This window comes from Aeromonas enteropelogenes (genome assembly GCF_000819845.1).
Taxonomy (GTDB): domain Bacteria; phylum Pseudomonadota; class Gammaproteobacteria; order Enterobacterales; family Aeromonadaceae; genus Aeromonas; species Aeromonas enteropelogenes.
Map to the genome: position 1 here is coordinate 75,288 of NZ_CDCG01000017.1, position 9,572 is coordinate 84,859.

The 9,572-nt window shown below is 61.9% G+C and carries 7 protein-coding genes and 1 pseudogene; 1 reads left to right on the plus strand and 7 read right to left on the minus strand.

The annotated features are described in order from the left end of the window. Positions 1–134: 134 nt before the first annotated feature. From BN1123_RS06775 to BN1123_RS06795, 5 genes are all read right to left on the minus strand, one after another. On the minus strand, positions 135–707 hold the full coding sequence (locus BN1123_RS06775; RefSeq protein ID WP_042026014.1) for a hypothetical protein: 573 nt from the start codon (positions 705–707) through the stop codon (positions 135–137). Between the two features lie 129 nt (positions 708–836). After that, a complete protein-coding gene (locus tag BN1123_RS06780) occupies positions 837–2,261 on the minus strand; it encodes an NAD(P)/FAD-dependent oxidoreductase (protein WP_042026017.1) in 1,425 nt (474 codons plus the stop codon). Positions 2,262–2,357: 96 nt separating this feature from the next. Continuing rightward, positions 2,358–3,203 (minus strand): FTR1 family iron permease, encoded by an 846-nt coding sequence (locus BN1123_RS06785; protein WP_042026019.1) that lies wholly within the window; start codon positions 3,201–3,203, stop codon positions 2,358–2,360. Continuing rightward, positions 3,203–6,202: a YncE family protein gene (locus BN1123_RS06790; protein WP_042026021.1), complete on the minus strand. Its 3,000-nt coding sequence runs from the start codon at positions 6,200–6,202 to the stop codon at positions 3,203–3,205. Before BN1123_RS06790 ends, BN1123_RS06785 begins: the two co-directional genes overlap by 1 nt. Positions 6,203–6,206: 4 nt before the next feature. Beyond that, on the minus strand, positions 6,207–6,656 hold the full coding sequence (locus BN1123_RS06795) for a hypothetical protein (protein WP_042026023.1): 450 nt from the start codon (positions 6,654–6,656) through the stop codon (positions 6,207–6,209). Positions 6,657–6,774: 118 nt separating this feature from the next. Between BN1123_RS06795 and BN1123_RS20775 the strand changes: the two are divergent. Next, positions 6,775–7,177 (plus strand): annotated as a pseudogene (locus BN1123_RS20775) (DDE-type integrase/transposase/recombinase); the annotation flags it as partial. Between the two features lie 210 nt (positions 7,178–7,387). Here the strand turns inward: BN1123_RS20775 and asnB are convergent. Beyond that, positions 7,388–9,052, minus strand: coding sequence for an asparagine synthase B (gene asnB / locus BN1123_RS06800; RefSeq protein WP_042026025.1), 1,665 nt, complete (start codon positions 9,050–9,052; stop codon positions 7,388–7,390). Positions 9,053–9,260: 208 nt separating this feature from the next. Next, positions 9,261–9,572 (minus strand): cupin domain-containing protein (locus BN1123_RS06805; RefSeq protein WP_082037483.1); only part of this gene is annotated, 312 nt, incomplete at its 5' end.

Genomic DNA, 9,572 nt, shown 5'->3' on the forward strand with positions numbered 1-9,572 from the left:
CCCTTCTCCCACAAGAGAAGAAGGGGGCAAACCGGCGTCCGGGTGCATCTATCGGCAGGCCGTGCGTAGGGTGGGTAGAGCGAAGCGAAACCCACCGTTTGTCACTAGATGGAGCAATGATTGGCTGGTGGTCATCAGAGCGGTGCCAGCACGGCCATCAGCGCTTTTTCCGCCTCGGCAAAGGCGGTGGCATCGGCAGGCTTGGCGCCCACCCCGAATACCCCCGGGTTGCCGATGGCGTCGAGCACTCGGGTCAGCGCCTGATCCGCGGCCTGGCGATCCCCTTCACTCAGGGAGGGAAGGATCACATCCAGAAAGCGCTTGCTCTTGACCACCAGCACCTTGGCGGTCTGGTAGTCACCAAGGTTTTGCTTTGCCCCATCGAGGCGGCGCTCGATCTCCGCCTTGTAGGCGCGATTGAGCAGGGCGGCGGTGGCGGCAGCATCCTTGCTCTTGATAGCAGCGGCCAGCGGCGCCTGCAGCTCGACCTTGTGGTGCTGTTCCAGATAGCCGAGCTCATCGGCGAGCCCCGTGAGGGGCTCGCTGGCATCCTGGCCTTCACTGGCAGCCGTCAGCAGCTGCTCGCGGGCGTCGATCAGCGGCTCCTTGCCGGCCGCTGCATAGGAGTAAGCCTGAGCCTGTCCCATGCCAGTCAAGACTGGGCCCGCTAGCAGGGCGAGGGCAATAAAACCGTGGCGTAGGGTCATCCTGTTCTCCTTGGTTTGCTTATAGCGTGGACGTTACGCCACGCTCTGGGTCTCAATCACGGTATTCTCGTTGCGATGATTGAAGGCGGTGCGGCGTCTGTCCGCCTTGTCAAATAGCTGCAATTGTCATCACGCCACGCTCTGGGTCTCAATCACGGTATTTTCGTTGCGATGATTGAAGATGGCGTGGCGTCTGTCCACCCCGTCGATGACCATGTCGGCGGCCATCAACCCCATCTCCATGGCGGTGTCGGTGAAGATGTAGCGGAATGTCCCCTGACGGCCGGTCATGATGAGGTTACTGATCGGCATCAACGCCTGGATGGCGGCGTTGCGGCGGGCCTGATAGCCCAGATCCATCAGGGGATAGGCGTACTCGCTTCGCGCCTCAAACGTCTCGTCACCCAGCTTGGCGGTATCGACCCCCAGGCTCGTCAGATCCTGAGTGACCCGGCCGCGCAGATCGGCCAGCGGTGCCTGCCAGGTGGCATCCCCCGGATTGCAGGGGATCTCCAGCATCACCGAGGTCTGGCCCTGGGGTGCCATAAAGGGGCTGCGCCGGCGCGGCTCCTGCAAACGGGTGGCCAGGATATGGGGGTCGGAGAGGTACTGCCAGGTGTTGTCCGACAGGTTCTCCTGTTTGAGCGGCATATTGACGAAGCGCAGCGAACGGTAGTGCAGATCGCACGGCAAGCCCAGATGCTGGCAGGTGAGCGGCAGCGGCAGGGTGGAGATCACCTGATCAAAGTGTTCGCTTTGCTCAACGCCATTCTGACGCCAGTAGACCCGCTCAATGCGGCCATCGACCTGCTCGAGGCGGGTGATGGTGGCGCCGGTCTTGAGCTCGACCCCCTCTGCCACCAGTCGCTCGCCCAGGGTGGTGAAGATCTGGCCGAAGCCATATTTGGGGTAGCGGTACTTGCGGGCGTAAGTGCGCACAGAAATGCTGCCGTTACGCCTTGGCAGCAGGCGGCGCGCCACATCTTTAAGGTCGATGAGGCTGATGCGCTGGCCGGCCCAGTCGGCGGAGAGCTTGTCCGGGTTGATGCCCCACAGCTTGGCGGTGTAGCCCTCGAAAAACTGGCGATAGAGGGTGCGGCCAAAGTGGCTCTGGATCCACTCGGCAAAGCTTGCCCTGGCAAAATCGGTGGGTTTCTTGGCAAAGGGCAACAGCAGCAGATCCTTCATCGCCCCGGCCATCAGGGACAGCGGCGCCGTCTTGAGCAGGTTCGGCAGGTTCAAGGGGTAGTCATAGGTGCGCCCGCCGAAGCGGATCACGCTCTTGCGCATCGCGTGGAGCAGATCGTCCCCCATCAGCTCGTCGATAAAGGCGAGCAGCTCGGGGTTCTTGGTGATGAAGCGGTGGCCGCCGTAGTCGAAGCGATACTCACCGTCGCGCCCCTTGAAGGTCTGGGTGGCGCACATGCCGCCCACCACGCTCTCCTGCTCGAACAGGGTGACCGCAAAACCGGCCTGGCAGAGGCGCCAAGCGGCCATCAGACCGGCGGGGCCGGCGCCCAGTACCGCAATGTGTTGTTTGTTGTTGTCGCTCATGACGGTGTTCCAAAACGGCTGGCAAAAGAGAAAAGGGGCGGGTGAACAAGCGGCTCACCCCGGTGAGCCGCCTTGCCATATCGGGCCCTCAGCATATCAGGGCTTGGCGCCGGATCCCGCTGGCTGTGGCTGGGGGCGGTAGCTGCGTTGCCAGAGAGTAACGAAGACCACCAGATAAACGGCCCAGGTCAGCAGCTGTAGGCCGGCCGGCGAGGCATTGTAGCCAAACAGGGCGCGCAGAAAGGTGCCGAAGATCCCCTGATCGTCGAGAATGTGGCTGATGTTGAACACCGGCTCGGTCCAGAGGGTAATGACCCCCGCCGCCTGTAGCATGTTGACGGCAGAGGAGAGCAATCCGGCGGCGATGATGATGATAAGCAGGCCGGTCCAGCGAAAGAAAGGGGCCAGGGCCACCTTGCGGGTGGAGCGCAGCAGCCCCCACACCAGCGCCACCGATACCAGCAGGCCTGCCAGCGCGCCGACAAGGCCGGATTGCAGATCGACTCCCTGACCCGAGTAGAGCAGGGCGGAGAAGAAGAGCACGGTTTCAAACCCTTCACGCATCACGGCGAGGAAGGCGAGCAGGGCCAGGCCAAACAGGTTGCCACTATCGAGCGCCGCGTCGATGCGCGCCGTCATGGCCCCCACCTGGGACTTGGCCTGCTTTTGCATCCAGATGGCCATGTAGCTCAGCACCAGGGTGGCAAAAATCAGGATCCCCGCCATCAAGAGGTGGTTGTAGCGCTCGCTCTCGAACTGGCTCACCACCACCTGGAACAGAAAGGCCACCACCAGCGAGGTGACGAGCCCAAGCCCGACCCCCAGATAGATGAACTTGTTGTAGCGGCTCGCCCCCAGCTTGGCGAGGTAGGAGAGGCAGATGCCCACCAGCAGAAAGGCTTCCAGCCCCTCGCGCAGGGTAATGAGAAAACTTGCAAACATCAGGTTTGAGGCTCCGTAACGGACATGTTGGGGGTGGGCTGCAAGGTGAGTTGCAGCCGATTGAGTTGTAGCCGAGTGAGCAGCACTATGGGTGGCTCCGGCAAGCTCGGCTCGGCGGCGCGCACCGCATCATTGACCCACTTGGGGTAGGTGCGGAAATTGAGTCTGATATCGGCCTTGAAGGGGGCTTTGGCATCTGCCGGCAGTGGCCAGGCTTCATCGCGCCAGCCATCGGCCGGGATGCGGGTGTCTTCGAGGAGCTTGGCGTAGCGCCAGAACTTGAGCCCCACCGGCTTGCCTTCGGCATCGCCAAATACTTTTCTGAATAGCCGCGCATCGTCGGGCACGGCGCCGTCCACCGGCTGGCCACTTTGCAGCACGATTAGGCCTCTAGCATCGGTGACGGTCAGTTCCAGCCAGAGCTCGCGAAAATCAGCCACGCCGGTGGGCAGGGCATGGCCCGCACCGGTATTGGCGACCCGTACCACCAGTTGGCGGCAATCGGCCACCTGTTCGATACGGGCAGAGAGGGTGGCGCTGGAGCGCAAAAGCGCCAGGCTCTCCTGCTCGAGTGCGGGATTGCGCAGCCCCACCAGCTGGTGCTGGGCACCGGTGAAGCTGTGGCGATAGAGCCGCTCTTTCACTGTGCCGTTCTCGGTGGACTGGCCGGCTACCGGCGCGCCGCCGTTGCCCGGCTCCGGGTTCATATGACAGTCGATGCAGGTGCGCCGTTTGGCGGGATCCTTCGCCTTGGCGAAGCTGGAGTTCTGCCACTCGTCCCAGGTGTTGACGATATTGGCGCCGGTGCCCGGGGCGAACTCGTTGTGGCAGGATTTGCACAGGGCAGCGTCTTGGTAGAAATCCTTCTGGTAGGAGGCCTTATGGGCCGCCGGGCGGGCATTGATCTGCCGCTCGGCCAGCCAGTGCTTGAGGCTGCCGCCCGGGGCATCCTCGAACACATAGCTCTCGCGGTCTTTCAAATTCACGGTGAAGGCGCTGTTGCCGCCGGCATCTTCCACCTTGGTGATGCGATGGCAAAGCACGCAGCCGGTGCCTTCTTCCACCACTGGCTCGCCTTTCTGGTGGGCGGCAATCAGCGAGGCGCCCACCTGCTCGAACATATTCGAACCCTTGGGCAGTTCCGTCTGGCCAGTCAGCACCTGCTGGGGCATGTGGCAGCCCTGGCACCATTGGCCGAAGGCTTCGCCCTCTGTTTCGCGCGCCAGCGCCTGCACCACCTTGTAGTAGGGGTGGGAGTTGCCCATCAGTCGGTGGTTGCTCTCGCTCCAGTCCTTGAACGCCTGTTGGTGGCAGTTCTGGCAGGAGGCGGAGTTGAGCCACTCTTTCGGGTGGGTGGTTGGCGCCTTGGCGGGATCCCTGCGCGGGGCATCGAGCCGCAGCCAGTTGGCGAGATAGGGGAGGTTGCCATCGGCGGTCACGAAGGCGTGCAGATCCTCCATCATCGCCTTTACCTCGGGCTGGGGTTTGGCGGGATCGACTGTCTCGGCCCCATCGCGGGTGTCATGGCCCATGCCCCCCTGGGTCTGCTGGGTCATGCGCAGGTATTCGCCGATAAAGTCCCCCGCCACCATGTTGGCGAGGTTGGCATGGCCGTTGATGGCGTTGTCGCGGCTTTTCTGGCGATGGGCCGCCATCAGATAGCGGTTGGTGAAGTTGAACCCGTCCAGATGGCAGGAGTTGCAGCTCATCCAGTTGTCCCCCGCCATGGGGAAGCGGCTATTGGCCGCGGTGTTGCCTAGATTGAACAGCCGCTCGCCGCGCTTGAGGGGCTCGGGGCGGGGATCGGATTCCACCAGTTTGGCGAAGTGGGGCACATCGACGGTGACCCGGGCGAAGGGGCCGCTGCCGCCGGTGTTGAGGCGAGTGAGATCCTGCCCCATGACGTTGTGCACCAGGATCTGGTCACCGTCGATCAAAAGATCGCGCGGATTCTGGCCCGGCAGGTGGCGCAGCAGCTGGGTTGCCTTGGCGCCGCCCTGAAACTTCTTGCGGCGGTGGCGATTGCTGTTGGACTTGCCGCTGCGCGAGAGGTCGAACACCAGCAGATCCTCCGAACCCGCCAGGGTCAGGTAGACCCGCTTGCCGTCGGCGGCGAAGCGCGCCGCGAAGGGATTGGAGACGATCTGGCTGCGGTTGCCGACATTGGGCAAGTTGATCTGCAAGAAGAGCTGTTTGCGCTCATCGACCCTTTCTTTTTCTTCCTCGAGGTCAATGATGGAAACCGCCGGGAAGACGGTGCTTTGAAACTGGAAGGGGTGATCGAAGCTCCACAGCACGTGAGGCAGCCAGGCTTCGCTGCCATCGGGGGAGAGGGCGATACCGTCCAGCAGGCGCGGCAAGCCTTGAGAGTCGCTTGGGGTGGCGCTCTGGGTCTCGGCCAGGGTGATCAGGCGCGGCTTGGGCAGGGTGGCCCCCGTGATCCCGCTCCCCAGCCTAGCGAGATCATAGATGGCGAGCTGGCCGGTCATGGCGTGGGTGAGCAGCAGGCGATCGTCGTCGGTCAATGCCAGCCCGCGGGGCGTCTCTGCAGTGGCCATATCCAGCTGCAGCTTGCCATTTGTGTCATAGGCCTGCAGGCGGCCCGCCTCGAACAAGGTGACCCAGAACCACTGCCGCTTGGGATCGAAGATGACGCCGTAGGGTCTATGGCCGGTGGGGATCGCCTTTTTTAGGTCGAGATCATCATCCAGCAGCAGCAGGCGATCGCCGCTGTAGTCGGTGACCAGCAGATTGCCGCCCTCTGCGCGGGCCAGCTGGCGCAGATCGCCGCCAAAGCGGGCCTCCTTGAGATGCTTGCCACTTTCTCGCTCCAGCAGGGTGACCGAGCCTGCGCCCAGGTTGGCCACCAGCAGGCGAGGGGCTTTCCCCTCGTCATAGGCAATCATGGCCGCGCCCATCTCCTGGGCAGAGGCGGTCCCCGGCAACAGTATGGTGGCGAGCAGGGCCGAAAAGAGCGAAGAGAGAAGCAACTTCAACATGGGATCAGGAACGCCATCTGAGAATGGTCCAGCGCCAGGCGTGGCGCAGCACCAGGGGAGTCAACGCTAGAGCGCTCAGCCAGTGGGCCCAGCTGGCGATATTGCCCAGGCTGTTACCCGGGGTGCCGTGCAATACCAGCAGCAGGCCGCTGGCCAGACACACCAGCAGCAGGCCCTCGATGATGCGGCCCGTGGTGCGCAAGAAGGGCTTGCGGCTTTTGCTCAGCAGACTGCGATGGGAGAGCCAGAAAGCGCCGAACAGCAAGGGGAACAGGGTGAGCGAGAGGGTGACGTGCAGAAACAGATTCCAGCGTGCCAGCGACCAGAGCGGGGTCAGCGGTTCCCACAGCAGCAGGCCTGAGAAGAACATCAGGTAGAGGGTGCCCTCGGCGGCCTGATGGTGATAGGCCAGCCATTGCCAGAAGGGGCGTGCTGAGAGGGAGAGGCTTGTCATGAATGCTCCGGCACCGATGGTCGGTTTGGGTGAAGCAGTCTATAACGCAGAAAAGGCAATGAAAAGAGTTATCAATTCCATTGATGATGAATAAAGGCTGAATGGGTGGGCTGTCCAAGAGTTTGAACGACCTGATATTCCCAATCTGCTGAATTTGATGTCCAGCAACCCAATTAGGTGTGGCGATATCACCTACGTTTGGACCTGTGGTCGTTGGTATTACCTGGCTGCCGTGCTTGACCTCTATACCCGCCGAGTGGTGGGTTTGACGATGTCTGACAAGCCTGATGCTGAGCTGGCTATCAAAGCACTAGAGATGGCGTATTAGCAGCGGGGTGGTCCCTCAGGTATGTTGTTTCACTTCGACCATGGCAGCCAATCAATATGGCCGCCGGGCATCTCGACAACGGCTGTGGCGCTATCGCATGACCCAAAACATGAGTCGGCGTGGCAACTCCTGGAATAACGCCCCGATGGAGCGGGAGTTCAGGAGCCTGAAGTCAGAGTGGCTCCCAGTAACGGAACACTGCCCAGCAACTAACCAAGAGTCTAGATTTAGTTGACCACTACACACTACGGGAAGGAGGTGAATGTCAAAGTCTGCTTGCATGAGGAGCTGGGGTATCCCATGCAATACTTCCATAGCCTATATAAAGAGCCCTTCACCATGGTGAAGGGCTCTTGCTATTTGGCGTTATCTGGTTGCTTATTTGGTCGTATTGCTCAGTGGGTTAGTAACCCTGCTGGTGGACGTCCATCACGGCGCGGCCTGACGGGTCTGCCATCTCCTTGAACTTGGCATCCCACTCGAGCGCCGTTGGCGTGGAGCAGGCGACCGACTTGCCGTAGGGCACGGTGCGAGCGGCAGATTCGAGCGGGAAGTGCTCGTCGAAGATGGCGCGGTAGTAGTACGCCTCCTTGGTGAGCGGAGTGTTGATGGGGAAGCGGAACGCCGCCGCCTCGAACATCTGATCCGTCACCTCCTGCTCGACCATGGCCTTGAGGCTGTCGATCCACGAATAACCCACGCCGTCGGAGAACTGCTCCTTCTGGCGCCATGCCACTTCATGGGGCAGCAGATCCTCGAAGGCTTCGCGCAGGATGTGCTTCTCGATCTTGCCCTTGCCGCACATCTTGTCCGTGGGGTTGAGGCGCATCGCCACGTCCATGAACTCCTTGTCGAGGAAGGGCACGCGGCCCTCCACGCCCCAGGCGGCCATGGACTTGTTGGCCCGCAGGCAGTCATAGAGGTGCAGTGAGGCGAGCTTGCGCACGTTCTCTTCGTGGAACTCGCGCGCGTTGGGCGCCTTGTGGAAGTAGAGGTAGCCGCCGAACAGCTCGTCGGAGCCTTCGCCGGAGAGCACCATCTTGATCCCCATCGCCTTGATGTAGCGGGCCATCAGGTACATCGGCGTAGAGGCGCGGATGGTGGTGACGTCATAGGTCTCGAGGTGATAGATGACGTCCCGCAGGGCATCCAGACCTTCCTGCACGGTGAAGTGGATCTGGTGGTGGATGGTGCCCAAATGATCGGCCACCTTCTGGGCGGCGGCGAGATCCGGCGAGCCTTCCAGACCGACGGCGAAGGAGTGCAGCTGGGGCCACCAGGCTTCGCTCTTGCCATCGTCTTCCACCCGGCGGGCGGCATAGAGCTTGGTGATGGCGGAGATGACGGACGAATCCAGCCCGCCGGAGAGGAGTACGCCGTAGGGCACGTCACACATCAGCTGGCGCTTGACCGCCGCTTCCAGCGCGGCTTTGAGCTCCGCCTTGTCGCTCTGATTGTGCTCGACCGCGCCGTACTCCATCCAGTCGCGCTTGTACCAGGTTTTAAGCTCGCCATCCTTGCTCCACAGGTAGTGTCCCGGCGGGAAGGTTTCGACGCTCTTGCACACCGGCACCAGCGCCTTCATCTCGGAGGCGACATAGAAGTTGCCGTGCTCGTCGCGGCCGGTGTAGAGGGGGATGATCCCCATATGGTCGCGGCCAATCAGGTAGGCATCCTGCTCCGCGTCGTAGAGGATAAAGGCGAAGATGCCGTTGAGATCGTCCAGGAACGCCGGGCCCTTCTCCTTGTAGAGGGCGAGCAGCACCTCACAGTCGGAGTGGGTCTGAAACTGGAAGTCGACCTTGAGGTTTTTCTCCAGCTCCTTGTGGTTGTAGATCTCGCCGTTGACCGCCAGCACATGGGTGCGTTCGGGGTTGTAGAGCGGCTGGGCGCCGTTGCCCGGGTCGACGATGGCCAGGCGCTCATGCACCAGGATGGCCTTGTCGGAGCTGTAGACGCCGGACCAGTCAGGCCCGCGGTGACGCAGTCGCTTGGACATCTCCAGCGCCGATTTGCGCAGGGCTGCTGCATCGGATTTGATGTCCAGAATGCCGAAAATAGAACACATTGGCGGTAATCCTCTTGATTTTTATATGAGCCCCCCACGTTTGGGCTCGAAATTCCATTTACATTCCTCGCCAATCACAATGCCTAGCGGAAAACCCTTTTGCAAGCGGGAAAACCGCAGAAAATCATGCCGTAAGCGTCAAGCCGGTGGGGCAGTACGGCAACCCGTCCAGTCTCCGGGGAAAGGGGGGGGGAGGTTGACGTGAACGTCAGGCGGCGGGTTCGAAGATCACATAGACCTTGCGACAGGGGGTGAGGGTCTCCCACTGCCCGACAAAGCCGGCGGGGATGACGAACTGATCGCCGGGCTTGAGGGCAAGCTGGCCCCCCTCACTGTCGTGGATCACCACCTCGCCCTCCAGCAGCTGGCAATACTCGTGTTCTGTGTAGTGCACGGCCCAGCGCCCGGGCTCACAGGCCCAGAATCCCACGTGAAACTGCTGGCTGGCGTCGGAGTAGTGGTTCCACACAATCTGGCGCGGGTTGCCGGCACTAATGCGTTCGGGGGCGGGCATCAGAGG

Coding starts and splice junctions, on each gene's coding strand:
- asnB (WP_042026025.1), bottom strand. CDS start 9,052: ATGTGTTCTATTTTCGGCATTCTGGACATCAAATCCGATGCAGCAGCC.
- BN1123_RS06780 (WP_042026017.1), bottom strand. CDS start 2,261: ATGAGCGACAACAACAAACAACACATTGCGGTACTGGGCGCCGGCCCC.
- BN1123_RS06790 (WP_042026021.1), bottom strand. CDS start 6,202: ATGTTGAAGTTGCTTCTCTCTTCGCTCTTTTCGGCCCTGCTCGCCACC.
- BN1123_RS06795 (WP_042026023.1), bottom strand. CDS start 6,656: ATGACAAGCCTCTCCCTCTCAGCACGCCCCTTCTGGCAATGGCTGGCC.
- BN1123_RS06785 (WP_042026019.1), bottom strand. CDS start 3,203: ATGTTTGCAAGTTTTCTCATTACCCTGCGCGAGGGGCTGGAAGCCTTT.
- BN1123_RS06775 (WP_042026014.1), bottom strand. CDS start 707: ATGACCCTACGCCACGGTTTTATTGCCCTCGCCCTGCTAGCGGGCCCA.